At 70.1% G+C, this 25,866-nt stretch carries 30 protein-coding genes; 13 read left to right on the top strand and 17 right to left on the bottom strand.

What is annotated here, in order from left to right:
- Positions 1-6 precede the first annotated feature (6 nt).
- From ACFWY5_RS41675 to ACFWY5_RS41665, 3 genes are read right to left on the bottom strand one after another with little or no spacing between them, the layout of a single operon-like run.
- Positions 7-765 (bottom strand): MerR family transcriptional regulator, encoded by a 759-nt coding sequence (locus ACFWY5_RS41675; protein ID WP_379638145.1) that lies wholly within the window; start codon positions 763-765, stop codon positions 7-9.
- Between the two features lie 33 nt (positions 766-798).
- Positions 799-1,140 (bottom strand): hypothetical protein, encoded by a 342-nt coding sequence (locus ACFWY5_RS41670; RefSeq protein ID WP_379624292.1) that lies wholly within the window; start codon positions 1,138-1,140, stop codon positions 799-801.
- A 54-nt stretch (positions 1,141-1,194) separates the two neighbouring features.
- Positions 1,195-3,216: a HelD family protein gene (locus ACFWY5_RS41665; RefSeq protein WP_379638144.1), complete on the bottom strand. Its 2,022-nt coding sequence runs from the start codon at positions 3,214-3,216 to the stop codon at positions 1,195-1,197.
- 48 nt (positions 3,217-3,264) lie between these two features.
- Between ACFWY5_RS41665 and ACFWY5_RS41660 the strand changes: the two genes are divergently transcribed.
- Positions 3,265-3,885, top strand: a complete 621-nt coding sequence (locus tag ACFWY5_RS41660) for a TetR family transcriptional regulator (protein ID WP_379638143.1) — start codon at positions 3,265-3,267, stop codon at positions 3,883-3,885.
- A 27-nt stretch (positions 3,886-3,912) separates the two neighbouring features.
- Complete coding sequence (locus ACFWY5_RS41655; RefSeq protein WP_379638142.1) at positions 3,913-4,494, top strand: NUDIX hydrolase; 582 nt, start codon at positions 3,913-3,915, stop codon at positions 4,492-4,494.
- A 123-nt stretch (positions 4,495-4,617) separates the two neighbouring features.
- Here the strand turns inward: ACFWY5_RS41655 and ACFWY5_RS41650 are convergent, their stop codons facing one another.
- Both ACFWY5_RS41650 and ACFWY5_RS41645 read right to left on the bottom strand, forming a co-directional pair.
- Complete coding sequence (locus ACFWY5_RS41650) at positions 4,618-6,054, bottom strand: WD40 repeat domain-containing protein (protein WP_379638141.1); 1,437 nt, start codon at positions 6,052-6,054, stop codon at positions 4,618-4,620.
- The gene (locus tag ACFWY5_RS41645; RefSeq protein WP_379638140.1) at positions 6,036-8,474 is read right to left on the bottom strand and encodes a hypothetical protein; all 2,439 of its coding nucleotides are present in this window, start codon (positions 8,472-8,474) and stop codon (positions 6,036-6,038) included. Before ACFWY5_RS41645 ends, ACFWY5_RS41650 begins: the two co-directional genes overlap by 19 nt.
- A 167-nt stretch (positions 8,475-8,641) precedes the next feature.
- Here ACFWY5_RS41645 and ACFWY5_RS41640 point away from each other — a divergent pair, with 167 nt between their 5' ends.
- Positions 8,642-9,067 (top strand): hypothetical protein, encoded by a 426-nt coding sequence (locus tag ACFWY5_RS41640; RefSeq protein WP_379624302.1) that lies wholly within the window; start codon positions 8,642-8,644, stop codon positions 9,065-9,067.
- Between the two features lie 344 nt (positions 9,068-9,411).
- Here ACFWY5_RS41640 and ACFWY5_RS41635 read toward each other — a convergent pair whose 3' ends face one another.
- The 4 genes from ACFWY5_RS41635 to ACFWY5_RS41620 all read right to left on the bottom strand — a co-directional run bounded on the left by ACFWY5_RS41635 (position 9,412) and on the right by ACFWY5_RS41620 (position 11,766).
- Positions 9,412-10,062: a lysophospholipid acyltransferase family protein gene (locus ACFWY5_RS41635; RefSeq protein WP_379624304.1), complete on the bottom strand. Its 651-nt coding sequence runs from the start codon at positions 10,060-10,062 to the stop codon at positions 9,412-9,414.
- Positions 10,063-10,297: 235 nt separating this feature from the next.
- Positions 10,298-10,654: a GntR family transcriptional regulator gene (locus ACFWY5_RS41630; protein ID WP_379624306.1), complete on the bottom strand. Its 357-nt coding sequence runs from the start codon at positions 10,652-10,654 to the stop codon at positions 10,298-10,300.
- Positions 10,651-11,430 (bottom strand): hypothetical protein, encoded by a 780-nt coding sequence (locus ACFWY5_RS41625; protein ID WP_379638139.1) that lies wholly within the window; start codon positions 11,428-11,430, stop codon positions 10,651-10,653. Before ACFWY5_RS41625 ends, ACFWY5_RS41630 begins: the two co-directional genes overlap by 4 nt.
- Positions 11,431-11,496: 66 nt before the next feature.
- Positions 11,497-11,766, bottom strand: coding sequence for a helix-turn-helix transcriptional regulator (locus ACFWY5_RS41620; protein ID WP_379624310.1), 270 nt, complete (start codon positions 11,764-11,766; stop codon positions 11,497-11,499).
- 83 nt (positions 11,767-11,849) lie between these two features.
- Between ACFWY5_RS41620 and map the strand changes: the two genes are divergently transcribed.
- The 4 genes from map to ACFWY5_RS41600 all read left to right on the top strand — a co-directional run bounded on the left by map (position 11,850) and on the right by ACFWY5_RS41600 (position 14,567).
- Positions 11,850-12,620, top strand: coding sequence for a type I methionyl aminopeptidase (map, locus tag ACFWY5_RS41615; protein ID WP_379624312.1), 771 nt, complete (start codon positions 11,850-11,852; stop codon positions 12,618-12,620).
- Positions 12,621-12,772: 152 nt separating this feature from the next.
- Positions 12,773-13,789, top strand: coding sequence for a hypothetical protein (locus tag ACFWY5_RS41610; protein WP_379638138.1), 1,017 nt, complete (start codon positions 12,773-12,775; stop codon positions 13,787-13,789).
- 46 nt (positions 13,790-13,835) lie between these two features.
- Positions 13,836-14,270, top strand: a complete 435-nt coding sequence (locus ACFWY5_RS41605) for a hypothetical protein (RefSeq protein ID WP_379624317.1) — start codon at positions 13,836-13,838, stop codon at positions 14,268-14,270.
- A 162-nt stretch (positions 14,271-14,432) separates the two neighbouring features.
- On the top strand, positions 14,433-14,567 hold the full coding sequence (locus ACFWY5_RS41600; RefSeq protein WP_379624319.1) for a hypothetical protein: 135 nt from the start codon (positions 14,433-14,435) through the stop codon (positions 14,565-14,567).
- A gap of 151 nt (positions 14,568-14,718) precedes the next feature.
- Here ACFWY5_RS41600 and ACFWY5_RS41595 read toward each other — a convergent pair whose 3' ends face one another.
- Positions 14,719-15,420, bottom strand: a complete 702-nt coding sequence (locus tag ACFWY5_RS41595; protein WP_379638137.1) for a hypothetical protein — start codon at positions 15,418-15,420, stop codon at positions 14,719-14,721.
- Complete coding sequence (locus ACFWY5_RS41590) at positions 15,417-17,867, bottom strand: glycoside hydrolase domain-containing protein (protein ID WP_379638136.1); 2,451 nt, start codon at positions 17,865-17,867, stop codon at positions 15,417-15,419. The genes ACFWY5_RS41595 and ACFWY5_RS41590 overlap by 4 nt, the downstream gene beginning before the upstream one ends.
- A gap of 607 nt (positions 17,868-18,474) precedes the next feature.
- Here ACFWY5_RS41590 and ACFWY5_RS41585 point away from each other — a divergent pair.
- Positions 18,475-18,888: a hypothetical protein gene (locus ACFWY5_RS41585; RefSeq protein WP_379638135.1), complete on the top strand. Its 414-nt coding sequence runs from the start codon at positions 18,475-18,477 to the stop codon at positions 18,886-18,888.
- 2 nt (positions 18,889-18,890) lie between these two features.
- On the opposite strand, the gene ACFWY5_RS41580 is transcribed toward ACFWY5_RS41585, so the two are convergent.
- Positions 18,891-19,202 (bottom strand): FAD-dependent oxidoreductase, encoded by a 312-nt coding sequence (locus tag ACFWY5_RS41580; protein WP_379638134.1) that lies wholly within the window; start codon positions 19,200-19,202, stop codon positions 18,891-18,893.
- Positions 19,203-19,318: 116 nt separating this feature from the next.
- Between ACFWY5_RS41580 and ACFWY5_RS41575 the strand changes: the two genes are divergently transcribed.
- Positions 19,319-19,504: a hypothetical protein gene (locus ACFWY5_RS41575; protein WP_379638133.1), complete on the top strand. Its 186-nt coding sequence runs from the start codon at positions 19,319-19,321 to the stop codon at positions 19,502-19,504.
- Here ACFWY5_RS41575 and ACFWY5_RS41570 read toward each other — a convergent pair.
- From ACFWY5_RS41570 to ACFWY5_RS41560, 3 genes are all read right to left on the bottom strand, one after another.
- Positions 19,473-19,850, bottom strand: coding sequence for an NAD(P)-binding protein (locus tag ACFWY5_RS41570; RefSeq protein WP_379638132.1), 378 nt, complete (start codon positions 19,848-19,850; stop codon positions 19,473-19,475). The two genes, ACFWY5_RS41575 and ACFWY5_RS41570, sit on opposite strands and share 32 nt — an antisense overlap.
- A gap of 31 nt (positions 19,851-19,881) precedes the next feature.
- The gene (locus ACFWY5_RS41565) at positions 19,882-20,271 is read right to left on the bottom strand and encodes a TetR family transcriptional regulator C-terminal domain-containing protein (protein WP_379638131.1); all 390 of its coding nucleotides are present in this window, start codon (positions 20,269-20,271) and stop codon (positions 19,882-19,884) included.
- 165 nt (positions 20,272-20,436) lie between these two features.
- Positions 20,437-20,889 carry a hypothetical protein gene (locus tag ACFWY5_RS41560; protein WP_379638130.1) on the bottom strand — a complete coding sequence of 151 codons (453 nt, stop codon included), beginning with the start codon at positions 20,887-20,889 and terminating at the stop codon, positions 20,437-20,439.
- Positions 20,890-21,339: 450 nt separating this feature from the next.
- Here ACFWY5_RS41560 and ACFWY5_RS41555 point away from each other — a divergent pair, with 450 nt between their 5' ends.
- The 4 genes from ACFWY5_RS41555 (at position 21,340) to ACFWY5_RS41540 (ending at position 23,764) form a co-directional block, all read left to right on the top strand.
- Positions 21,340-21,969, top strand: a complete 630-nt coding sequence (locus ACFWY5_RS41555; protein ID WP_379638129.1) for a recombinase family protein — start codon at positions 21,340-21,342, stop codon at positions 21,967-21,969.
- Positions 21,970-22,265: 296 nt separating this feature from the next.
- Complete coding sequence (locus ACFWY5_RS41550; protein ID WP_379638128.1) at positions 22,266-22,628, top strand: hypothetical protein; 363 nt, start codon at positions 22,266-22,268, stop codon at positions 22,626-22,628.
- A gap of 100 nt (positions 22,629-22,728) precedes the next feature.
- Complete coding sequence (locus ACFWY5_RS41545; protein WP_379638127.1) at positions 22,729-23,211, top strand: DUF4259 domain-containing protein; 483 nt, start codon at positions 22,729-22,731, stop codon at positions 23,209-23,211.
- Between the two features lie 223 nt (positions 23,212-23,434).
- Positions 23,435-23,764 (top strand): carboxymuconolactone decarboxylase family protein, encoded by a 330-nt coding sequence (locus tag ACFWY5_RS41540; RefSeq protein WP_379624342.1) that lies wholly within the window; start codon positions 23,435-23,437, stop codon positions 23,762-23,764.
- A gap of 546 nt (positions 23,765-24,310) precedes the next feature.
- Here ACFWY5_RS41540 and ACFWY5_RS41535 read toward each other — a convergent pair.
- Together ACFWY5_RS41535 and ACFWY5_RS41530 are read right to left on the bottom strand one after the other, a co-directional pair.
- Complete coding sequence (locus tag ACFWY5_RS41535; protein ID WP_379638126.1) at positions 24,311-25,354, bottom strand: hypothetical protein; 1,044 nt, start codon at positions 25,352-25,354, stop codon at positions 24,311-24,313.
- Positions 25,351-25,824: a SigE family RNA polymerase sigma factor gene (locus ACFWY5_RS41530; protein WP_379622630.1), complete on the bottom strand. Its 474-nt coding sequence runs from the start codon at positions 25,822-25,824 to the stop codon at positions 25,351-25,353. The genes ACFWY5_RS41535 and ACFWY5_RS41530 overlap by 4 nt, the downstream gene beginning before the upstream one ends.
- Positions 25,825-25,866: the final 42 nt, after the last annotated feature.

Raw genomic sequence — 25,866 nt, 5'->3', positions numbered from 1 at the left:
CCACCCTCACGGCTTGCTCAGCAGCTTCATGACGCGGCGGATGACGACCGCCTGCCCGGGGCTCAGGTCGGCGAAGAAGGCCCGCACGAACGGGTCCTCCTCACCGGGTATCGGCAGGCTGCCCTCGGGGATCAGCTCGCGCGGCGTCAGCTCGATCAGCCGCCAGGCCAGCTCCTCCACCCGCGGGTCGTCCTCGTCGGGGACGATGTCGGCGAACGCGTCGAGCTCGGCGTAGACCTGCATGACCTGGGCGTGGAACTCCGGGTCGGTCTCCGGCAGGGCCAGGACGGGGTCCACGAAGTCGGCCCGCTGATCGGCGGGCATCGAGGTGTCCAGAAGCGCCAGGAACTCGCGGTCGCGCTCGGCCATCCCGCCGCCGCCCTGGGGCAGCCGGCCGAGGATGCGCGCCATCTCGGGGGAGAGGGCGTCGTCGGGTTGCGGATTCTCCTGCTCCAGCAGGGTGGCCAGGCGGGCGCGCCGTTCCCTGATCTCGGCCTCCTGCCTCTCCAGGTCGGCGTCGAGCTCGGTCAGCACCTCGCGCAGCTCGCGGCCCTGCTGGTCGGCCAGTACGTCGCGGATCTCCTCCAGCGACAGGCCCAGCTCCGACAGCCGCCGGATGCGCGACAGGGTGACGGCGTCGCGCAGGGTGTAGAGGCGATAGCCGTTGGCCCGCCGTTCGGGCTCCGGCAGCAGGCCGAGGTGATGGTAGTGGCGCACCGCCCTGGTCGACACGCCGGCCAGGGCGGCGAGTTCTCCTATCCGCATACCTCTATGAAAGACCTTGACGCTACGACAAGGTCAAGCGCTCATGCTCCGGACCACCAGGAATCCGATGAGCATACCGAGGATCATGGTGACGCCGGAGGCGACCGCTGCCCACTTGCCGAGCGACTCGCCCCGGGTGTGGCCGACGATGCCGAGCACGATGCCGATGAGGCCGAACAGGATCGGGATGAACAGCAGCGCGATCGCCGCGAACACGAACCCGATGATCGACAGGATCTGGACGCCCGAGCCGCTCTTGGGCGGGGATCCGTGACCGGGCTGGCCGTACGGCTGGTCATAGGGAGGAGCGGGCCCCGGCTGCTCGGGCGGTGGTGACCACTGCGGCCGGGCGTTCGGATCGTCTGGTGTGGTCATAGGACTTCTCCCTAGGTGTGGACCCCCGAAAGTCGTGCCTGTCTAGGATTCATCTCACACCGAAGCCGCACGTCCTGTCGAGTCTGCGGTGCTCAGAGGGCCGGGCAGCGGACGGGCGTGCAGCACGTCCAGCCGGGAGACGGCCCGCGTCAGCGCCACGTACAGCCGGTTGAGCCCGCGCGCCTCGGCCTCGGCGATCTCGGCGGGCTCGGCGACGATCACGTGGTCGTACTCCAGCCCCTTGGCCGCCGAGGCGGGCACCAGGCTGACCCGGAACGCCGTGTCGCCGCCGGTCCCGGGCTCGACGAGGGTGGCGTCCAGGCCGGCGTCCCACAGCGCCGCGCGCAGCCCGTCCACGGCCGGATCGGCGGCGATCACCCCGATCGAGCCCTCCAGCTCCAGCGCCCGCCGCACCGCCGCCACGACCGCCGCCGGCAGGTCGGCGGCCTCGCGCACGCTCAGCGCACCGTCACGGCGGAAGGAGCGGGTCGGCGGCACGTCGGCCTCCAGGGCGGCCAGCAGCCGGTTGGCCAGCTCCACGACCGCCGCCGGGACGCGGAAGCCGGTGGTGAGCTCGACCGTGCGCGCCGCCGGCTTGCCGAGCGCGGCGAGCTGGGCGGCCCACGCGCGCGCCGCCCACGGCGTGGTGGCCTGGGCCAGGTCGCCGAGGACGGTCAGCGAGCCGTGCTCGCTGCGCCGGGCGATGGCGCGGCACTGCATCGGCGACAGGTCCTGCGCCTCGTCGACGATCACGTGCCCGAAGCCCGCGGGCCGCTCCAGCAGCCCGGCCAGCTCGTCCAGCAGCACCGCGTCGGCGGCCGACCAGCGGGCGCTCCTGTACGAGCGCGGCGGCCGCGCCCAGGTGATCGCCTCGATCTCGTGCTCCTCCAGGACGCCGCCGGCCGCCTTCGCGGGATCAGTGAGCAGGTCGGCCAGCACCTGCTCGGGCTTCGGCGCCGGCCAGACCGCGTCCAGGAACGGCGTGACCTGCCGGCCCATCCGCTTCGTCCAGGCCGGGTTGACGAGGTGCCCGCGCAGCTCGGCCTGGCGGACGACGCGCGCCATGATCCGCGAGCGCACGCGTTCGCGCCCCGTCAGGTACGGCAGGCTCTCGCGCCGCGTGTCGTCCACGATCCGCCGCAGCTCGTCCTCGTACACCCGCCACCGCGCCGCCCCGTCGCTCACCACGACCGGTTCGACGGGCCTGGCGATCCGCCCGTACAGCGCCCGGCGCAGCACCTCGGCCATCCGCGCGTCGTGCTTGACCGCCGCCGCGGGCGCCGGGTCGGTGGCCCCGACCTCGGCGCCGCCCAGCAGTTCCTCCAGCGTCGTCTGCTCCACCTCCACCTCGCCCAGCGCGGGCAGCACGGCGGAGATGTAGCCGATGAAGGCCCGGTTGGGTCCCAGCACCAGCACGCCCGAGCGCTCCAGTCGCGCCCGGTGCGCGTACAGCAGGTACGCCGCCCGGTGCAGCCCCACCGCCGTCTTCCCGGTGCCGGGCGCGCCCTGCACGCACACCGACTCGCCCACCCCCACCCGCACCAGGTCGTCCTGCTCGGGCTGGATGGTGGCCACGATGTCGCGCATCGGGCCCACGCGCGGCCGTTCGATCTCGGCGGTCAGGATCGCGCTGCCGCCCTGCTCGCCCCGGCCCAGGTCCTCGTCCTCGAACCCGGTCAGCCGCAGTCCCGACCACCCGTAGCGGCGCCGGGTCGCCACGCCCTGCGGGTCGCGGGCGCCGGCCCGGTAGAAGGCGCGCGAGACCGGCGCCCGCCAGTCGATGACCAGCGGCACGCCGCCGTGCTCGCCGGGGATGTGACGGCGGCCGATGTAGTAGGAGCGATCGCGGTGCTCGCCCTGGCCGAACGCCAGCCGCCCGAAGAACGGCGGCCCGTCGGGCTCCTCACTGAGCTCCTTGGCCAGGCTCTTCAGGTGGCGGCCCAGCCGTTCGGCGCTGTAGCGGTCGCCGGCCACGCTCTCGCCGATGACGACGTTCTCGCGCGCCCCCGCCAGCATGCGCCGCAGCCCCGCGCGGCACGTCTCGACGTAGTCACGCTCCTGGTCCAGCGTGCTCATCCAACTCCTTTAACTCGGTTAAGTTATTTACCAGGTTAACATGATGGTATGACGGGACTACGCCGGCGCAAGCGGCAGCAGGTACACGAGGCGATCTCGGCGGCGGCCATCACGCTGTTCCTGGAGCGGGGCTTCGACGAGGTGTCCGTGGCCGAGGTGGCCGCCGCCGCGGACGTCTCCAAACCCACGCTCTTCAAGTACTTCGCCACCAAGGAGGACCTCGTCGTCCACCGCATCGCCGACCACCAGGGCGAGGCCGCCCGCGTCGTGCGCGCCGCGGACGGCGACCCGCTGTCCGCCCTGCGGGACCACTTCCTGGCGGGGCTGGCCCGCCGCGACCCGGTCACCGGGCTCAACGACCACCCCGCGGTGCTCGCCTTCCACCGCATGGTCTTCGAGACGCCCAGCCTTGCCGCCCGCGTGGCCGTGTACGTCGCCGCCGACGAGAGCGCCCTCGCCGACGCCCTGGCCGGGCACTACGACGAGCTGTCCGCGGCGCTGCTGGCCGCCCAGGTGCCGGCCGCGCAGCGGGTGCTGGCCCGCCGTACGTGGCTGGAACTCTCCCGCGGGCGCGCCGCCGACGAGATCCACCCCGAGGCGGTGGCCGCCGCCGGGCGCGCCTTCCACCAGCTCTCCCTCGCCTTTCCGGTACGGCCCGCCGCCTCCTGAGCCGGGGCGGGGTGAGATCCTGGGCCGGTGTTCGAGGCGTTAGAGGCTGAGGTTCGGGCGAATCTGGACGGGTTTGAGCGCCGGGCGGCGCCGCCGGCCGAGGGGTTGCGTGGGGCGGCGGTGACGGTGTGCGTGCTGGAGGGGCGCGAGCCGTACCTGATCCTGATCAAGCGTGCGCCGCGCGGGCGCAACGCGGGGCAGTGGGCGCTGCCGGGCGGGCGGCTGGACGACGGCGAGGAGCCCGTGCGGGGGGCGCTGCGCGAACTGGCCGAGGAGACCGGGATCACCGGGGTGCGGGTGGCGGGGCTGCTGGACGACTTCGTCACCGACTCCGGGTTCGTGATCACTCCGGTGGTGGCGTTCGGGGGCGATCAGCGGGCCGTACCCGACCCGCGGGAGGTCGCCTCCGTGCACGAGGTGCCGCTGGACCGGCTGCTGGCCCCCGGTGTGCCGCGCTGGCGCGGGCCCCTGCTGCAGATGCCGCTGGGACCCGCGATCCTCGTGCACGCGCCGACGGGGGCGATCCTGTGGCAGTTCGCCGAGGTATGCCTGCGCGGCCGTGAACTGCGCGTCTTCGACGTCGCCCAGCCCACCTGGACCAGAAGATGAACAGCCCTCACCCCACACGGCCCCGCCATGGCGTGCGGCGCTCGGCCCGTGCGCCCGCCTTGTGGACCTCGCTCCGCGGCGACGGCTCGGCGAGCATGAGGTGTAGCCCGGACATCGCGAATTTCACGCGGGGCAGGGTGGTCTGAAGGCGACGCCGGTCACGTGCTTGCGCCACTCCGGCTCGGTGATCGCGTCCCCCGACTCCCGGCAGAGCCTGGCCGTGATCCGTGCCGGATCCACCTCCCACAGCCGCACGTCGCCCCCGGCGCTGGCCAGCATGCCGCCGTCGGCGCTGAAGGCCAGTTCCGTGTAGCTCTCGCCGGGGCTGTTGACCGCCACCCGCAGCAGCGGCGCCGCCGGGTCGGTGATGTCCCAGAGCCACAGCTGGCCCGCCCCGGTTCCCACCGCCAGCATGCCGTCGCGCGGGTCGAAGGCCACCGCGAACACCCGCCCGTCCGGCCCGGTCAGCGGCGCGCCCGCGAGCACGGGACCGGCCGCATCGCCCAGCCGCCACAGCCGGATGGCCCCGGACGCGTTGCCGGCGGCCAGCAGGGCGCCGCCGTGGCTGAAGGCGACTGAGCGCACGTCGTCGCCCATCGCGGTCAGGAGCGTCGTCGCCCGCCCCGGCGCGGCCGGATCGCGTACGTCCCACAATGCCACCACGCCGCCCTGCGTCGCCGCCGCCAGCCGCCGCCCGTCCGGGCTGAACGCGACCGCGAAGACCTGCCCCGAGCCCGGGTTCAGCGTGGACAGCGCCCGCCACGTGCGCGCGTCCCACAGGCGAACCGTGCCGTCGTCGCTGCCCGCCGCCAGCAGCCCGCCGTCGGGACTGAACGCCACACCCTGCACGAGCGCCGCGGGGCCGAGCAGCGTGGCGCGGCGCACCGGCCGCGCCGGGTCGGTGATGTCCCACAGCAGTACGGCGTTGCCGAGCCGCGTGCCACCCGCCAGCGTGCGGCCGTCCGGGCTGATCGCCACCGTGCTGCCCATCCGGTCGTACGGCGCCGGCGCGGTCAGCGGCGGGCTCACCGGCGAGGGACGGCGACCGGCCACGTCCCAGAGCCTGAGGTCACCAGCGGCGGCGGCCAGCAGGGTGGAGCGGCCGCTGAAGGCCACGTTGTCGATCGGGTGCTCGCTCGCCTCGATCACCGGTCCCGGCAGGTCCCAGACGCGGGCCACGCCGTCGGCGCCGCCGGTGACGACGAGGCGGTCGCCGTTCCTGAACTGCACGGCGGTCACCGGCTCCGGGTGCGGCAGCAGACCGACCACCCGCCCGGTGGCCACCTCCCACACCCGCGCGCTGTTGTCGGCGCTGCCGACCCCCAGCAGGCGGCCGTCGGAACTGAACGAGACCACGTTCACCCACACGCTCACCTCTGCCACCAGCGGGCGCCCTCGCGGCTCCGGCCGGTCCGGGCGGGTGGTGTCCCACAGCCGCACGGAGCCGTCGTTGCTGCCGACCGCGACCAGCGTGCCGTGGTAGGCGAGGGCGTTGACCCTGCTCGGCAGCGGCAGCGGGGGACCGGCGGGCCGCACGGCGCTCAGGTCACGGTGTCCCACAGCCGCAGCGACCCCGCGGTGTCGGTCCCGCTCCCCGCCGCCAGCACCCGCCCATCCGCCCGAAACGCCAACGCCCGCACCGCACCCTCCGGTGCGTCCACGCTTCCCGTGCCCTCCGCGTGTGTCGCGCCTCGTGCGCCTTCCGCGTGTTGAGCGCTCTGTGGGTCTTGTGCGCCCTTCGGGTCTTTCATGCCCTTGGTGGTGTTCTGGTCCTCTGCGGGGGCCGGGGTGGTGAGCGGGGGAGTGAGGGTGGAGGTGCGCAGGTCCCAGAGGCGGATGGTGCCGTCGCGGCTGCCGATGGCCAGCACCTGCCCGCCCGGGCTGAAGTCCAGCGCGTAGACGGTGTCGGCCGGGCCGCTGATCGGGGTGCCCAGCGGCTTCGCGTGTTCCGGGTCGGACACGTCCCACAGCCGGACGGTGCGGTCCTTGCCGCCGGTGGCCAGGATGCGGCCGTCCGGGCTGAAGGCCACCGCGTAGATCGAGCTGGTGTGCCCGGTGAGCGGCGGGCCGAGCCGTACCGGATGGCGTGGGTCGGACAGGTCCCACAGCAGGACCGCGCTGTCGGTCACAGCGGCGCCCGCGGCGGCCAGCAGCCGCCCGGACGGTGAGGTGGCCACCGCCTGCAGCGCCCGCCCCGGGCGGACCATTCGGGTGACCGCGGGCGCGCCGGCCGCCTCCACCAGGCCGGTACGCGCCTCGACCGTCGGCGCGAGCCGGTAGGCGGCCACCGCGAGCTGGGCGGCGAGCACGGGGTCCGTGGCGCGCAGCCGGGCCGCCGTCATCGTCATGGTCCGCGAGATCGCCATGTCCCGCGCCTGGTCGGCCTCCACCCTTTTCCACTGGGAGTACGCGGCCAGCCCGCCCGCCAGGACGGCGAGCACGGTCAGGGCGGCGAGCAGCTGGTAGAGGTGGCGGTTCCTGCGCCGGTGCTGCTGGAGGCTCACGTCGAGGAACTGCCGCTCCAGCGGGTTCAGCTCGGCGCGGCGCACCGGGTCGCCGGCCCACTCCCTGGCCGCCTCCAGCCGTCCGCCCCGGTAGAGGGCGCCGGGGTCCCGTTCGCCCGCCTCCCACGACTGGGCGGCCTGGGTGAGCTGGCGCAGCACGCGCAGTCCCGCCCGGTCGGCGTCGATCCACGAGCGCAGCCTCGGCCACGCCGACAACAGGGTCTCGTGGCTGATCTGCACGGTGTCGGCGTCCACGGTCAGCAGGCGGCGCCGTACGAAGTGGTCCAGCACCGCCCCCGCCTCGTCGGCCAGCTCGTCCCGCGTGACGCGGCGGCGCGTGTCGGCGGTGTCGGTACCGATGTGCGTCAGCCGCAGGAACGCCTGCCTGGCCAGCTCCTGCTCGGCGGGCGTCAGCTCGGCGTAGACGGACTCGGCCGTGGCCGCCACCGCTCCCCGCAGGCCGCCGCCGGCCCGGTAGTGCTCGACGGTCATCCTGCGGCCGCGGGAGTTCTCCCAAGTGGCCAGCAGCGTGTGCGACAGCAGCGGGAGCGTGCCCGCCTCGTGCGGGGCGATCTCGCGCAGGAGCAGCTCGACCAGCCCGGTGTCGATGTCGAGGCGGGCGCGGCGGGCCGGGCCCTCGATGGCCTGGCGCAGCTGGCTCTCGGTCATCGGCCCGACCACGAGCTGACGCGTCTGCAGCGCGCCGGCGAGCGCCGGGTGCCGAAGGGCGTGGGGATAGAAGTCCGCGCGCATGCCCACCACGACCGGCGCCGCCTCGGCCAGCTCGGTGAGCTCGCCGATGAAACGCCGCCGTTCGCCCTCCGTGAGGGCCGACGTGAAGATCTCCTCGAACTGGTCGACGATCACCACCCCGTCGGTCGCTCGCGGGTACGGGCTCTCGCCGGGATTCAGCAGCACCCATGACGGCAGGGCCGGGATCAGCCCGGCCCGCAACAGTGACGACTTGCCCGACCCGGACGGCCCCACCACCATGGTCAGCCCCGGCGACACCTGGTCGACCAGCCGCCTGGTCAGCTCCTGCCGCCCGAAGAACCAGCCGGCGTCCTCCGGTCGGAAACACTCCAGTCCCCGGTACGGCGGCGCCTGGTCGGCCGAGCGGCGGCCCGGCGCCCGCCGTACGCGCAGCAGCGCCCGCACCCATCGCTCACGCTGCTCCGGGTCGGTGACGCCGCAGGTGAGCAGGACCTTCTCGTATTGGTCGGCCTGCGAGGCCAGCGGCACGTTCGCCCCGCGAAACCATCCGCCCAGCGTGCCGTAGGGGACGTCGACGGCCTTGCCGAGCTCCCTGATCGTCTTTCGCGCCGTGTTGCGCAGGAGGGTCAGCTCACGAGCCAGATCCTCTCGGGTGGCGACCCGGTCGGGGTCGGGAACGTCGGGGGTGGTGACCCGGTCGGGGTGAGGTTCCTCGGGGGTGGTGACCCGGTCGGGGCCGGGACGATCTAAGCCATCGGGCATGCCATCCTCCGCGAACCTGGCGCGACATCGCACCCATAGTGGCGGAGCGCCGGGCCCTTTGTGCGGCCTTGTGCGGAGAATTCGTGGCCCGTTGCCGCTCGCCCCGGAGATCCCTTTCGCTGGCCTCGATCGGTAGCTCACACCTGCTCGACAGCACGGGGAGAGACATGCGCAAACGCATCAAGCGGACCCTGGTCGTGCTCGCGACGACGCTCGCGACGGCCGCGGCCCTGTTCACCGCGAACCCGGCGCCGGCCAGCGCCGACCCCTGGGGGTGGCGCTGGTGCGCCCCCAGCTACGTGATCATCGACTGCGTGGTCAACCAGGCCGGCTCGCAGTCCGGCGCCATCGAACCGCACAACCCGGAGGGGTGGCTCTACGTGCGCTACTCCTCGGTCAACTCCGCGTCGTGCTACCTGAAGTTCTGGTACACGGACCGGACGACCAACAGGGAGAGCTACTTCGGCGGCAGGTGGGCGTTCCCGGTCCCGAGATCCACCAGGATCACCGGACTGGACCCGTCGCGTTACTACGACGTCCGGGTCGCGGCCGTCAACTGCACGGCCTACGTCCGGGTCCAGAACTACACCTAGCATGCGGGGGCCGGCCGGGGCGGGAGATCCCACCCCGGCCGTTCGCGTCGTCACAGCGCCGCTGGTCCACGTGGGCCGTTACGGCGGTGCGTTTGTCCGACGTGAGAAGCGATCCCCACGATCGGCGCCCGCGCACGGCGGCGGGTGGGGGTGGGGCGGCTTGCCGTAACGGATGGGGGGCGTGACGGAGGCGACACCACAGCGGATGAGCGGCGTGACGGAGAAGATCCCACAGCGGATGAGCGGCGTGACGGAGGAGATCCCACAGCGGATGAGCGGCGTGAGGGAAGGACACGACAAGGGTGTGGCGCCGTGACGGAATGTTGTGAGGATAGTGAGGTCGTCTACGACGCGGCTTTGAGGCTGGCGGCGTAGCGGGCGACGTACTCCTGGCCGGAGAGGTGCTGGATGGCGGACATGATGTCGTCGGTCACGCGGCGCCGGTCGCGGGCGCTCTTGTAGTCGCCCTCGAAGCGCATCGGCTCGCCGATCGTGATCCCGATCTTGGCCGGGCGCGGGACCTTGGCGCCGACCGGCATGACCTTCTCGGTGCCGGACAGCGCCACCGGCAGCACCGGCTTGCCCGTCTTGAGCGCCAGCCACGCCACGCCGATCTTGCCCCGGTACAGGCGGCCGTCGGGGGAGCGGGTGCCCTCGGGGTGGATGCCGAACAGTTCGCCGCGCTCCAGGAGGTCGGCGGCGGCATCGAGCATGGCCTGCGCGGCGTGGGCGCTGTCGCGGTCGGTGGGCAGGCTGCCGCCGAGCCGCATGAACCACTGGGAGACCGGGTTGCCGGAGAAGTACTCGCTCTTGGCGGCGAAGGTCACGTGGCGGGGCAGCAGCGCGGGCAGCAGGAAGGAGTCGATCATCGACAGGTGGTTGGCGGCCAGGATGGCACCGCCCGTCCTGGGGACGTTCGACCCACCCGAGATGTGCGGGCGGCACATGACGTTCGCGAGGGGGGTGGCAGCGAACTTGACCACTTGGTACAGCAACAGGTCTCCTGAATCGATCTCGCTCCGGCGCACCCCACCATAAAGCAGGCGCCCCACTCGATGTGCAATATCGATTCGCGTGCGAAATCGTCGCCTGATCAGCGCTGGAGCGGGGCCGGCCGCATCCTCCAACGTTGATCATTCCGCGAATATTCCGAAACGACGTTTTGTGGATCATGATCCGGGCGCCGCCGGCCCGCGCTCGCCGTACCCGCTCCAACCATCAGGACCGCGGTCAGCGCGCGGCCAATGCCGCCTGGACGATGCGGAGCGCCTCGCCCGCGTCGAGGCCGACGCCGGCGATCACGGCCGCGTAGTCGGCGGCGGCTTGGCGGGCGCGTTCGCGGCCGTCCTCGCCGGCGGCCGACACGAATGAGCCGGCCCGTCCGCGGGTCTCGATCAGCCCCGCCTCCTCCAGTTCCCGGTAGGCCCGGCCGACCGTGTTGACGGCCAGGCCGAGGTCGGCCGCGAGGTGGCGGATGGTCGGCAGCCGGGCGCCCACGGCCAGCGTGCGGTCCTGGATCTGCCGGGCGAGCTGGACCCGCAGTTGCTCGAACGGCGGCACCGGCGAGGTCGCGTCGATGACGATCATCGAACGATCATGACCTGCCGGGCCACCGTCGCGCACGACGGCGTCCTGGCATGGAGCGCGACGCACGCGGCCAGGCTCAGGACGATGTAGGCGAACGCGGCGGCGCCCCACCAGCCGGGCGCGGTGCCGAACAGCACCACCGGCAGCGACCACTGCACGCTCGGCGTGGTGAGCTCGCGGGCGTCCTCGACGCGCATGATGACGTCGGCGGTCAGCGACTCCTCGTCCTCCGCCACGACCGGGAACCTGAGCAGGTGGCGCAACTGCATCGCGGTGATGGCCGTCGCGCCGAGCAGGCCGATCAGCACGACGACGGCCAACTGCACGGTGGGGCCGGGAACGGTCAGGGCGCTCGCGGCCAGCGCCATCGCGCCGGCGAACGTGGCGACCACGAAGACGGCGAACGGCCGGCCGAGCACGGTCCGCCAGCCGGGCTGGATCGGATGGGCGGCCCGGCGCGACAGCGTCGCCCCCGCCCGCTGGTCGACGCGTCGTACCCACCGGTCGAGCAGCGACTGCGCCAGCAATAGCCCGGCCACCGACACGGCCAGGGCCACCAGCAGCAGCGGGCGATACGGCTGGAGGCCGCCGAAGGCGGAAGTGGCGGTGAGAGCGCACACGATGATCAGCGCGGCCAGGATGACGTACGTGGCCAGGCGGGCGCGTCTGCGAGCCGCCAGCCGGCCGGCCAGCAGCGGGGTCGGCCGGGCGCCGGCAAGGTCGTGCCGGGCAAGCCATTCACCCGCCAGCCGCAGCTCGTCGGTGTCACGGGTCACGACGCCTCCTTTGTCGCAAGCTTTGTAGCAACATGGTGCGACAAGCCTTGCGACAAAGTCAACGGGCTACGAGACGGCCTCCAGGGGTACGTCGCTGCCGCGCCAGCTGGCCGCCAGCTCCTGAACCGGCACGTTGAGCGCCTCGCCGAGGCGGACGATCGTGCCGAATCCGGGGGACGGCAGTCGTCCGGTCTCGATCTTGCGCAGGGTTTCCGGCGAGATGCCGGCCACGTCCGCGACCTCTGCCAGGTCGCGTCCCGCTCGCGCGCGGCGCAACAGGGTGCCGAGACGCCGGCCGGCTTCGATCTGCTCAGGTGTGAGCGGTTGGCGGACCATGCCCCCAGCATAGGGTTGGTATTACTATACCGGCAAGTGTTAGGGTGCCGGTATAGTAATACCGACTTTGACGCGAGGTTTCCGTGATTGAACTGAAGACGCCTGCCGAGATCGAGCGCATGCGGGTGGCCGGGCGTTTCGTGGCCGAGGTGCTCTCCGAGATCGGCCGGCTCGCCGAGGTGGGCGTCAACCTGCTGGACCTGGAACGCCACGTGCGCGACATGATCAAACGGCGCGGGGCGGACTCGTGCTATTGGGACTACGCGCCCTCCTTCGGGCGCGGCCCGTTCCGCAATGTCATCTGCCTGTCCGTCAACGACGCCGTCCTGCACGGCCTGCCCCGCGACTACACGCTGCGCGACGGGGACGTGCTCAGCGCGGACCTCGCGGTCGGCATCGACGGCTGGGTGGCCGACTCGGCGCGTACCGTCATCGTCGGCACCGCCGCCGAGGAGGACCTGCGGATCATCCGCGCCACCGAGGAGGCGCTGGAGGCGGCGATCGAGGCGGCACGTCCGGGTAATCGCCTGGGTGACATCTCGGCGGCCGTCTGGGCGGTGGCGCGCGACTACGGCTATCCGGTCAACACCGAGTTCGGCGGCCACGGCATCGGGCGTACCATGCACGAGGAGCTCCACGTTCCCAACAAGGGCCGGGCGGGCCGCGGCCTGATACTCCGGCCGGGGCTGACCCTCGCGCTCGAACCCTGGTTCGCGCGTACGACCGACCGGATCGTCTACGACGCCGACGGCTGGACCATCCGCTCGGCCGACGGTTCACGCACGGCCCACTCCGAGCACACGATCGCCATCACCGACGACGTCCCCTTGGTGCTCACCCGGCGTGAAACGTAGCCTGCCCGCTGTGGACCGCGAGAGCTGTCCTTCTACGCCCCTCGTCGTAGCCGCCCTACCACCGCCGGATGCCTTCCCCGGTGCGACGACACACCGCCGGCCGGGCGGCGAGGATCGAGGCTCCACTCGCACGATCGTGAGGAGCGTCGGGGATGTCTTCCCTCATCCGCCATATCAGCCCTGTCCGGCCGGAGCGGGCCCGCGGCCTGGTCGCCGAGGTGTACGCGCAGGTGAACAGGGAGTTCAGCAGCATCGGCCCGGCGGTGATGATGTTGTCGCCGTCGGAGGAGCTGATGGCGGCCGGGTGGTCGCTGATGCGCGAGGCGCAACTGGCCGGCGCGGTACCGATCCTCGACAAGGCGGTCGCCGCCCTGGGCACGGCGCTGGCCAACGGCGTGCCGTACGAGATCGAGACGCTCGTGGTGGTGGTCCGCCGCCTGGGGGCGGGCGCGCTCGCCGACGCCGTCCAGCGTGGTGAAGATCCGGCTGATGTACGGCTCGGCGCGCTGCTTGCCTGGGCTTCCTCCACCGGCGTACGCGAGCCGGGCGAACCGCCGTTCACCGGCGAGACCGCCGCCGAACTGGTCGGCACGGTCCTGTTCACTCATTTCATCAACCGGGTGGCCGCGGCGATGCTGCCCGCGGGCCTGACCCCCGGCACCCTGGACCCCGAGGACCCGCCCGCGTTCGACGACGCCCCGGTTCTGCGCGAGCCCACCGGCGACCTGAAGCCGGGCGCCACCCTGGCACTGCTCGACGGCCTGCCCTCGCTGGAGGAGCCCGCCTGGGCCGAGGGCACCCCGGTCGGCGCCGCCTACGCCGCGCTGACCGCGATCGCGGGCCAGGGCGCCGCGCTGCTCTCCCCGGCCGCGTCGGATGTCGTGACCGCCACGATCACCACCCATCGCGGGCGCCGCGTGCCCGCCGGCGCGTGGCTGGACCAGGCCCTGGCCCCGCTGGAGGGCGGGGGCCGGGCGGGCGCGAAGATCGCCATCCTGGCCGGCCTGGCCCCCGACGCCCTCACCGACGAGGACGTCGCGGAATGGCGTGCCAGTGACCGCCGCCTCAGCGACCACTGCACCACCCACCTGCTGGCCTACGGCGTGATCACCGCCGTCGAGGCCATCGAGACCGACATCGCCGCCACGCTCCGGCCGTCAGCCCTCTAAGGTCTCGGACCGGACACTCACCGAGCACACCCAGAAGGTCGCCATCATGGACGAGCTCAACGCTGCCGACGTCCCCGTCTCGATCGTCATCACCAAGCCGGGATATGACACTGTCCGCATCGGCCCCATCCCCGAGCACCACGCTCCGCAGTGGATCGCCACCCTGGACGAGGCCCGCGAGAGCATCACCCTGCCCGAAGGCTCCAGGTGGGAGATCGTGGCGTACAACCCGGCCTTGATCCACGAGCCGCCCACGGCCGCCACCACCGGGCCGTCGCTGATCCCGATCGTGCGTCAGCGCCTCAACGAGAGCGTGAGCACCGGCGAGGCCATGGATGCTGCGCGCTTCCCGGACGAGTACGTCCGCATGTGGGCCCTGATCGGCGAGGAGGAGGCCTACCGGCGGTGGCGCGACGCCGTCATGGAGGTGGACGCCGAGATCTTCTCCGCCAACGCTGCGAAGGACCAAGACGCGCGATGAGCGAGACCGCCGAACCAAGCTGCGTCAAGCTGACGCGCTGAACGACCTCCTCACCGCGCTCCCGGCCAAGTTCGGCATCCGGCCTGGCACCCACCGGCCGTCGCGTGCGGCAGAACCATTCAAGATCATTTTTACCCGGAAGAGCACAGTTCCGTCCCGTCCGTGGCAGGCACCCGCCACGGCCCCGGCGGCGTGGGTGACGCAGACGTCCAGGACGAGGGGCGGGACGTCCTGGACGTCCGGGTGGTGGGCGGGGACGTCCAGGGCGTCCGCTGTCGTGTGATCTGCCGTCCGTAACCCCGGCCTGCGCGAGCGCATCGAGAACCTGCGTCGGCGCCTGACCGCGCTGACAGTAGTTGGGCTTGGGTTCCGCGGCCTGAGCGGATGCTGCGGTGAGCACGGCACCCGCCGCCGGTTTTCATTCCCATGGTCTACCCGGTGGGGGTGTCTAGTGCTCGTTGCGGCGGGCGAGGCCGCGGGCTCGTACGGCCTGCTGGCGGCGTGCCGGGTCGGCGGGGTCGGCGGGCGCTCCGGCGGGGTCGTAGGGGCGTTCCCCGGTAGGGTCTCCCAGGCGCTTGGCCAGCTCCTTCAGCCGGGGGCTGGCTGCGGGCACGTTGATGTGGAAGTGGCCGTACTTGGCGGGTTTCAGGTCCCCACCCCAGGTGACCAGGCCATCGCAGTCGGCGATAATGTCGCCGACGATGCGCTGCTGATGCGGATAGAGGCCGTCTCCGCCGCCTGCCGGGAACGCCCCCGGATGCAGCGCCACCGCCGACCCCGACAGGTGATTGGATTCATAGTCGGCGTACACGGTCCGGTCGGTGGTGTGCCCGTGCAGCGTGGTTCCGGTGCCGTCGGTGAGCCGCTGGATCTCGTAGTGCCAGCGGCGCACCACGTGCAGCAGCACCTGCGCGGCGGCCGGATGCAGGGTGACCGTCCGCGCCGCCCCGGACACGTAGAAGGGCTGGACGATTCGCGGGTCGATGCGCCATCCGTTGCGGCTGGTGTCGCGGTTCCAGGTACGGGCGACCGCGCCGCCACCGCTTGCGGATGCTGATGCGGCCAGAGCCGTGGGTGCTGACCCGATCAGTGCCGCCACGGCGCCGACGGTGCCGCCGATGAGGACACTCCGGCGGGTGGGGGTGGTCACGTGGGCTCCTCGGTGGCGTCGCGGTACATTCGGTCGGCGATGGCGTGGGTGAAGCTTTCGAGTTCGGCGAGGGGCAGGTCGTCGGGCATCTCGCCCTTGAGGATCAGTTCCCTGGCCAGGGCGTAGACGATGGCGTTGCCGAGCATGTCCTCGCCCAGCATCTGACCGGTGATGCGGGAGCGTGCCGTGCCCTGGTCGCTCTGGAACCGGCCCTTGAAGAAGTTGCGGTAGCGGTGGCGGGCGTGGACGCTCGGATTGGTGGGGGAGTAGTAGTGGGTGAGGACGTCGGAGAACAGCAAGTCCGGGTTGCCGAGGAGTAGCTGACTCAGGCTGAGGGCGTCGGCGTCGGAAAGGTAGTCGTCCAGTGCCCACGCGCTGGAGTGGGTGGTGCTGGCCAGGTAGCGGTTCACCATCTCCGCCCCGGACAGGTGCCGGTAGGTGTTGCGCCATTCGACGTACAGGGTGATCGCGTCACCGAACCAGCCGGTGGCGTCCCCCATCCGGACCTCGTCGCCGCCGCTGGTGGACTTCAAGTAGCCCTGCACATTGGAGATGCAATGCTGCATGTCCAGGGTGATGCCCAGGATCGGATCCCTCGGCCAGGCGTTGTTCTCGGTGAGGGCCCCGGCCTGGCCGGCGGCATAGTTGTTGCGTTCGGCGTCTGGGGCGCCGAGCAGTTCATTCCAGTGAAGATCAATGTACTTGTACTGCCGGAAGAACAGGCACAGATCCTGGCGCTGGTCGGCGATCGCCAATGATTCGCCGTTGTCGCGGCGGTAGCGGGCGAACGCGTTCTCCAGGGCTTTGACATACCCCATGAACGCGGTGATCTCCGCGTACTGGTCATCCTTGAGGTGCAGGGACTTGACGGCCGGGTCGTAGCCGTCGCCACGCCACACGTTCTTGTCGAGCCCGATCGGTGTGATGTTCCCGTCGGTGAACCCGGTCCCGTTGGCGGGGTTGAACTCGTAGATCTGGCTGAACGACCAGTTCTGCGGCATCGGGAATCCCAGGTTGCCGGAGAATTCGAACGACATGCCGGACACGAACGACCACCTGGCCCCGGTCGCCTCCGACACCCGCGTGCACACGTTGCGCGTGCCGTACACCCCGAACCAATACCAGCCGCCCTTGTCGGCGAGGGCCTTGCGGACGCCGTTGAAGTAGGGGATGACGAACTGGCTGATCTCATGGTCCTGGGCGTCGTAGTCGACGGCGAAGTAGATGCACGCGCCCTGGAGCATGTGGTGCTCAACCATCTTGTCGTGCGCCTTGCCGGCCTGGTCGTAGCCCTTCTGGAAGGTGAAGTTCTCGGGTACCGAGCCGTTGTACTGGAAGATCGGCATGAGTCGCAGCCCGGCGTCGATGATGGTTTTGGGTTCGCCGGGAACCAGGGCCTTGCCGATGTAGTAGGGGTCGTCGGGCGGCAGATGCTCATCGAGGTATCGGCCGACGACCTTGTAGCCCTTGGCGACCAGGGCTTTGGCTCGCTCGGGGGTGATGGTGACGGAGGTGTCGGAGCCGGTGGCGGCCCGATGCTGGTCCCCCCGGGAGATCAGCAACTGCGCCCAGGTGTCGAAGGTGGCATTGCCACTGGTGGCCAGCAGCATGAACTCCTGGTAGTGCCGGAGCCACGCTGCGGTGTCGGCGGTGAATTTGCGGCCGTTGCTGACACGGCGGATCGTGTCCCAGGGAAAATCGAACGTCTCGCCGCCGGACCCGTACGGTGCGCCCTTGTAGGCGGGAGAGTTGAAGTAGCAGGCCGCGTGCAGCAGGTAGGTGAGCTCGGAGGCGGCACTGTCGGTGGTGAGGGTGTGCTTTTTCAGTTCCCGCGTGGTGCCGTCGCCGAAGTAGCCGGTGATGTCGGCGGGGTTGAGGCCGAGGCGGTATTGGATGGCCATCATCAGGCACTGCTGGGTGACGCGGTCATAGTTGCCGTCGCAGGGCGACAGGCCCATCGCCGGTACCACGCCCAGCCGTACATAGTCACGGTTGAGGGTTTGCTGGAACTCTCGGATGACGCCGTCGCCGCCGGGTATGAGCCGGAACTGGTCCATCCGCAGGAGCGCTTTGGTGACGTGTGCCCACATGCGAGGCTCGATCGGGTTCTGGGTGTCGGGCAGGCCCATGTCCCCGAGGAGTTCGCCCATGGAGAGCTTGGCGCGGTGGTCCCAGGTACCCGCGTTCGAAGAGCCGTAGTACCCCTTGCACCACAACGCGTAGTTGTAGACGCGCAGGATGTTCGTGTTCGTCTGCTGGGTCAGATCCGGCTTGATGCCGCTCGCCACCTTGGCGAAGGTGCCGGGCCCGAAGTTCTGCACCGTCGGGGAGATGCCCAGTTCATGCTGAAGTGCCTGAGTGAGGGATAACACGACGCCCCAGCCGGTGCGCCCGTCCTCGACACATCGGATGTAGCCGGGGGCCTTCCCGAGGTAGGTGGCGTTCACCCACTTTTGCGCTTCTAGGACGTTGGGGTCTGCCATCTCTACCTTTCCGCCTGTATCAGTGCCGAGAGTTGTGGGTGCGTGACTCATGAGGCCCGGGTGCCTCGCGAAGGCACCGTGCAGGACTCATCGTGCTGTCCGCCGACCAACTCCTGGCCACCGGGCCCGGGGTGGGCTGCGGCCTTCTTGATCACGACGGAGATGGTAATGACACGCGCTATAGATCTGCTTTATGTAAGGGGGCCGGAAGCTGGTTGCATGAGTGGTCGCTCGATGAACGTCCACCGGAGGCGTGCCCGAGCTGCACGCTCCCGAGCTGCTGAAACGAACCCGTGAAGCGTCCCTCCCCGGTGGGATGGCACGGATGCGGCTGTTCGGCTGAGCATGCGCTGTGCCCGGCGGTGGGCATGGTGCAGGTGGTACGGCAGGCCGGTCGCCAAGGGACGCATCCGTTGCCGCTGCAGCGCAGCATCTATCCCGTGGCCAACGGCCTGCCCACCGACCATCCCGTCGCGGCGCCGGAGTTTTGTCGTATCCGGGCGACATCGTTCGTAGCCAGGATGAGAGGCCGCCTATCCGGGGCGCTGCCACGATCGCAGGAGATCCGACCATGCCGCACCCACAGGTCAAGATCCACCGCATGTTCGAGCTCGTCGAGCCGATCGCCACCGTCACCTTCTCCGAGGTGCCCAACGAGGCGTTCCTGGCCGTCGGCATGCGCAACTACTGGGACGGGTACTTCGCGGGCCGGGCCGCGCCGCTGGGGACGGCACCGGCCGAGGTGGTGCACGCGGTCTTCTACAACTTCGCCGATGGCGAGGTGGCCCGCCATATCCCCTGGGTGTGGGGGAAGATCACCCCGCGGGAGGCGATCGCCGTACGCGAGCGAGGCAGCGCCACCGCCCCGCGGGAGATGCTCGGCGAGCTCGCCGCGATCCGGTGGCTGGCCGAGCGCCGTTACCTGTCGCTGCGTGGCGACCCGATGCGGCGCGGCGACACTTCCGCGGCCGGGATCGGGCGTTGAGGTCAGTCCGAGAAGATCGCGCGGCGCAGTGAGGGGAGCAGGCCGCACAGCCGGAAGAACGTCCTTGCGATGGTCCGGACAGCGCGGCTGGGCAGGGTGGCCAGGCGCAGGTACATGGTCGCGGCTCGTACGGCGGCGAAGCCGTTCCTCAACATTGTGCGCTCGTACCCGGCGATGGCGGGGAGCAGGTCGTCCTCACCCCGGCCGACCGCGATCAACGCGCGGCGCAGCGCGTTGGCGTCGTACAGCGCGGCGTTGCCGCCGAGCCCGCCGACCGGTGGCATGGAGTGGATGGCATCGCCCAGCAAGGTCACGTTCGTGGTCGGCCAAGGCGCTTACCGCTGATCACCTCCTCGGGCAGCCACGCCGCCCCTTCGCCGAGCGGGAGGTTGCCGCCGATCCCGACGCCGGGTGCGGGGGAGCGCCGCGCGTGCGGCAGCAGTTGCCGGCGTACGCGCGAGTTGGCCCCATCCGCGCCGACCAGCAGGTCGCCGATGGCCGTGGTGTCGTCGGCGAAGAGGGCGGTGACGGTGCCGTCGGCGTTGTGCCGGTAGCCGGTGAACTCCTTGCCGAAGTGGACGATGTCATCCAGGCCGGCGAGCAGCAGCCGCCGTAACGTGATCCGGCTGACCGCGTGCGTCTGTTCGGCCGGGTCGCGCTCCGCGGGCGGGGGTGTCCTCTCGCATCAGCAGCCGAATCCGCTCGGTGAACACCCCCATCCCGGAGCCAGGATCACCGGCGGTGGCCACCAGGATGTGCCAGAGGGGCGCGGGAAGGCAGTCGTGCAGTGCCCGGCTGCCGACCGGTTCGATGTTGAGCCGGTATCCCTGTACCCGGGCATCGGGCGCGGCGTCGCGTTCGTAGACCGCGACGTCGATCCCGGCGGCGTGCAGGCCCTGGGCCAGGCACAGGCCGCCGATGCCGCCGCCGACGATGACGACCCGGAGTGGACATGCGGACATGGAATGTTCCTTCTGCTGGGGCCGACGGGGGTCAGGGGCGGATCAGCAGTCGGTCGAGAAGTTCGAGGACGTCGCCGGCGCGGCTGGAGGCCAGGCTTGCTCCCTTGACGGTGGCGATGATCAACTCCGCTCCCGTTGCCGGATCGACGGCTGGGGCCAGCGCGCCGGTGGCGGCGGCATCGGCCAGCAGAGCGCGCAGTGAGTCGCGCCAGCCCTCCTCCCGGCTGGCGATGATCTCCTGCAGCTGGGGATCGCGCCGGGCCCGCAGATCCAGCTCGCGCAGGACGATGTGGAGCTCGGGCTGGTCGATGATCTTCTGGCGGAGCGTGGCCAGGTGCTGCCGCAGGCGCTCCACAGGGCCGCCGTCCGGCGGGGTGGTCGACCAGAACTGCCGGGTGGCATGGTCCACGACCGCCACCACCAGATCCTGCTTGGTGGGGAAGTGGTGATGGATCGAGGATCCGACCGGCGGGCGGCAGCGGTGACGGTCGCTTTGGGGGCATCGAAGCTATCCGCCCCCACGGCTGCACCGAGACGGCGCAGCCGTACGCGCTGCTCGACGAAAGATGTTGTAGATCCAGCGCCGTCACCAGGGGTATGGGACGGTGGGCCCGTTGCCCCCTATCGGCAGCACCCATTCGGGATAGTGCAGGGGGATGTACGTCCTGACCAGGAGTTGTAGATACCCCTGAGCGTCCTTGTACACCCAGACCAAGGCCCCGTCGGGGATCTTGTACCAGTGGGTGGGGATGTAGCGGTACCAGAAACCGTCCACGTTGAGCGAGGGGCCGTTGACGGGGTTGTAGCCGGGCGGACCGTTCTCCGGAACGACGAAGAACATGTTGAGTTCTACGCCGTTGAGGTTCAGGAAGCGTACCCATCCTCCCCCCAGAAGATTGGCGGTGCCGGGCGGAGCCGTGAATGCGGCATCTGCGCGCTGCACGAACTCCGACTCGGCCATCAGCTCAGGGATGAAGACATCGCCCCAGTCGTCTGTCTTCATCGCCTGATTTTCAGTCGGCAATCTGAACTGGTACATGTCATCCCTCCTGGGCCTGTGTGGCGACGACGCTGCAAGCATTCGCCGTCGGCATCGACATGTCCACGGAGGAATTCCTAGCGTGCGGGCAGTGAAACAGTGCCGCCGGCGTTGGCCGCGTTCATTGAAACTTTGTCCGAAGCAGATGCGGTGGCTCTTCACCGAGCCCTGCCTGACGCCCGTCGTCTCGGCCGCCACGACCGGCTGCCCTCGACCAGCGAGGTACCGCCGACTACCTGAGCGCCTCGAGGTCACGCGGCTTCGGAAGCTGACGGCCATAGTCGATGCCCGTAGTCGTGCTCACATCCGACCTGGTGTTATGTGGGATCTTCCTGATTGGAACTGGAACGGTGCGACGCGCTACCGCCCGGTGTCCTCGAAAGTAGCCACCGCCGGACAAGTGTCGTTCCGGAAATAACGTACGAAATCGACTTCCGGTACGATCCGGCGATGAGTAGCGACAACGATCACCCTCAGGGCGGGCTGGAACTCGGCTACGCCCGCGTCTCGACGACCAAGCAGTCCCTGGAGTGCCAGCTCGACGCCCTGGCCGGCGCCGGCATCCCCAACACCCGGATCTACGTCGACAAGAAGACCGGGACCACCGTTGATCGCGAGGGCCTGGGCAAGATGCTGGCCTACGCCCGGCCCGGCGACACCATCAGCGTGCACACCCTCGACCGACTCGGCCACACCCTCCGCGAAGTCCTCGACCTCGTGCACGACTTGTCCGAGCGCGGCGTCAGCGTCCGCTCCCTGGCCGACCCACTCCCGATCAACACCACCGACGAGGGCATGGCCCGGATCGCCCTTCTCCTGCTCGCGCCGTTCGCCGAGATGGAACGCACCTTCACCGCCGAGCGCGCCGCTCACGCCCGCACCGTCGCCGAGGCCGCCGGCCGCCAGGCCGGCCGACCCGTCACCCACCCCGAAGACAAGATCGAGTACGCCCGGCTCCGCAAAGCCGAAGGCCGCTCCCTGGGTGCCATCTCGGCCAAGACCGGCATCCCCAAAACCCCGCCGCACCGCTACATCAACGCCTCTCCGACGACCGCCACTCGCGCCCGGAGGACCTGGTGAGCAGAAGGAGATACGTGGCCAAAGGCGTGCCCGGCGGTTACCGGATCTGGAACAACAAGGCACAGCAGTGGTGGGGGATCTCTATGAGCTCTGCCCCGACGACCTGCTGGCCGAGCTGAACGGCGACGCGAACCCCGAGAAAATCACGGCGCTACTCAAGCGATACCGGGCACTCAAGCGCTGACCACCGTCCCAGGGGAGGCTATTCCGTGCAATCGACTTCGGACATTCGTGCAGTCCACTTCGGAAAGCGACCTCTGGAACTCCATCCGGAGTTCGCCGGAGAGGATACGAGGATGACTGAACTGATCGACATGAGCGAGCGCGAGTACTTCAGCCACTTCGCCAAGCGCACCGGCATGTTCATCGGCCTCCCCTCGCTGAAGGGCGTGACGGCATTCCTGATCGGCTACGACCAGGCTGCTCGCCGACATGGTGGGCCCGGGCTCGACGGCTGGCGCGAATGGCTGATGGCCCGCCATCACGTCGGCACCAATCTCGTCTGGGAGGCCCAGATCCGACAGATCGCCCTCGGCGAGACCGGATTCAGAGCGGACCTGACCCCGGAAGAGGAGACCCACGTCACCGGCGTCCTCTTCGACCTGCTCGACAAATTCCTGGCCGACCAGGAACGAGCCCGCCAGAACCCGCAGACCTGAGCAGAAACCCACGCGCTGCTCTGTCGAAGCGAAGGTTGAATGATCGTGATAGCTCTTAGCCTCGGACTAGTCTGCACGTCTACAGAAGGAGAGGGTCAACGTGGAAGTTCCGCCTTGGGACACCGGACCATTCGAGAGCGACGAAGCCTACGACGACCTCCATGACCTGGAGGAAGCCGACGATATGGCCACTGCGCTTCACGGGCTCATGAGCGGTCTCGATGCAGAGGCCCACCTCTACCTCGGGGATGTCGAAGGCCCGGTGGCCGCTGCCTGCCTCGTTGCCTGTCGGGTCGCCGGGCTTACGCCGGACGAGGAATGGGCCGCCGAGTGGCTGAAACGAAATCCATTCCTCGCCGACGCCACCCTTCGCCGGCTCGCCTCATCCGTCCTGGACATAGCAATGCGTCCCGACGACAACGATCTGTACGACTTGTGGCAGACCCCTGAAGCACGCGAGCGCTGGCTTCAGGACCTTGATGTCTACCGTGGCGCCATAGCGCCCCACACTTCTGGTGCAGGAGCACGGTCCGATTCCGCAACTGCCGTTCGCCATCGAAGAAGTCCAGATCGGACGAACTGAGTACCGGGGTCACGGTGGGCACCCGCTGGGTTCCCACCGTCCCTTCTGAAACTCGTCGTCGAGCATAAGCATCCCTGATAGCCCCTACAGAAATCATCGTTGGTGGTGAACCTGATCGGCAGAGCAGAATGCCCACATGTCTAGTTCCACAGGTCCTCAGGCCGACACCACGTGTCCTTCTCGCGAGCATCTGACTGTGACGCCTTCTCCAGAAGCTTTCCGCATGGCCAGAGCCGACGGAAATGAGCGCCTGCGCAGCAGCGGGCCGCTGTTTGAATCCTTCTTTTCGTTGGACGGAGCAGCGTACGCGCCCGGCTCCCTGCCCGTCTCGGTCAAGGAACTGCTCGGCCTCGTGGTGTCCGTGATGAAGGACTGCGAGGAATGCGTCTACTACCACCTCGAACGATGTGACGAAGAGCGGGTCGCTCGTGAACAGGTGCTTGAGGCGCTGCAGATCGCCCTTGTAGGAGGCGGGTCGGTCACCATTCCGCTCCTTCGCCGAGCCGTCTCCTTCATGGAGAAACTTCCGGCCCTCGGCGAAGACAGAGCGTGAGTGAAGTGCTCTGGACGGCCTCGTCGGGTGAAGCGCGTGGCGTCGCCTCGGTGACGCCGGTCTCTCACCCCTAGGGCAGCGGAATGCCGACATCGGGCGCGGCCGAGATGTCCCGGCCGCTGGCTAGTTCAACGGAGGCGATGAGGCCACGGAAGATGGCGGCGCCGGGCCGCCACGAGCGTCAGCAGTACGGAGAGCAGCTCGACGCCGAGCGGCACCCCGAGGGAGAATGCCTGGTTCCGGCCCTCCGCTCGCCGGGTAAGGGCGACGCATTGCTGCGCCGCCCTTCCCTAAAAACCGTGCGTGCAGGGCGATCGGGACCGGTTGCGGGGTCCGCGCCGGGCTGGGCGACGGCCAGCGGGAGGAGGACGGAGGTTTTCAGGGAATGTGGGGATGAGCGAGGACAGGCACCCGGCTTTCGTCCTGGTCGTCGACGACCAGGACGAGAAGGCGGGGTCGTCAGTATCGAAGTGCGCGACGGGCCGCCCCGGCGGCGGAGCCGATCGTGTGTTCTACGGCGCGGCCGGCAGGGGATCCCGCCGCCCGCTACGGAACGGCGGCCAAGTTCACGGTGACCACTCCATCGTCGCGCGGCCAGAAGATGACCCCGGCACCCCCCGACCATTGCCTGCCGCCCGGCGTCTCAAGTCTGGCTCCCTCGAAGGTCACCGTTGTGTCGGTGCGGGCGTCGTAGATCTCCCCGGAGCCGGGAAAGAGCCGCTCCCGGTACGGATAGCCGCGCAGCCCTGCCCGGTGGACTCGGCTCCAGCTACCGTCGGTGCGCAGCACGATCGTGTTCTCTCCGCGTGTCCCGGCGCACCAGGTGGGCCCGCAGCGCAGCCCTTCCACTCCCGGCAGAGGCCGGATCTTGATGGTCTGTCCCGTCTGGAGGTTGACGACCCGTGTCGGGTTCGTCCGCACGTCGAGCGGCTCGTCGCTTGCCCAGGGCCACGCCACGAGCTGCAGCCCCTTGGACCTGGCCACCTGTTCCGGGCGGCCTCCGCCGAGCCGCATCCGCCACACGCCCTCCAGCGGCGATGACCAGACGACGTACTCCCCGGCGAGCGCGATTCGATCGACGTTCTCCCCAGCGATCGACCCGACCTTCCTCGCTCGCCCAACGCTCCTCAAAGGGGCGACCCAGGCATGGCCGTCGGCGAGCCAGAGCAGCTGATCGCCGTCAACGGCCTGATACTGCGGAGCTTGGGGGAGCGCGGTGACAACGCGCGACCGCTTGGCAGCGGCGTCATAGACCTCGATTGTGCCCCGATCGTTCCAGACCAGCACCTCGGTGGCGCTGATCGCCGTCAGAGGCCTGGAGCCCTTCGGCAGGATGAACACCGCCTGCGGCCAGACCCGCTCAACCGAACCCGCTCTCGGCGCGGCCGGCTCCACCACAACACCTGGTGACGGCCAGGCGACCAGCACGCCCCAGCCCAGGACCACCGCGCAGAGCGCCGCCAGGGCCCCCGTCGTCCGCCTGCGCGTCCGGCGGCGCCGCTTCACCCGGACGCCGGACAGCACGTCCTGGTTCTCGACCCGATCGGCGATGGTCCGCAGCGCCTGGGCCAGTTTCTCCTCGGTCGTCACTGCCACCTCCCGGTGAGTGCTTGTGCGCGGATGCGAAGGGTGGCCAGTGCCCGCGAGGCCTGGCTGCGTACGGTCGCCTGGGAGATGCCCAGCCGCGCGGCGATCTCCCCGTCGGCGAGGTCCTCGTAGTAGCGCAGCACCAGCACCGCGCGTTGCCTTGCCGGCAGCGCCCGCAGCCGCTGCCAGATCTCGCCGAGTTCGTGTTCGTCCTCGTGGACCGGCGAGGGCACCTCGGCGGTGAGATGCTCCCGCCGTTGCCTGCGCCACCAGCTCACATGCTGCCGGGCCATGATCGTCCGGACGTATCCCTCGGGGTCGTCCTTGTTGCGTACTGCTCGCCAGGAGGAGCTCAGCTTGAGCAGCGCCTCCTGCACCAGATCGGCAGCATCATCGGCGCTGCCGGTCAGCACCAGGCCATAACGCAGCAGCGCATGGCTCCTGGCGCGGACGAACTCCTCGAACTCCACCACCCAGGGATTTTCTCTACGGCATCTTGCGCGCCGGCGGGCACC

Source organism: Nonomuraea sp. NPDC059007, assembly GCF_042740555.1.
Taxonomy (GTDB): domain Bacteria; phylum Actinomycetota; class Actinomycetes; order Streptosporangiales; family Streptosporangiaceae; genus Nonomuraea.
This window is presented reverse-complemented; position numbering and strand designations above follow the sequence as displayed.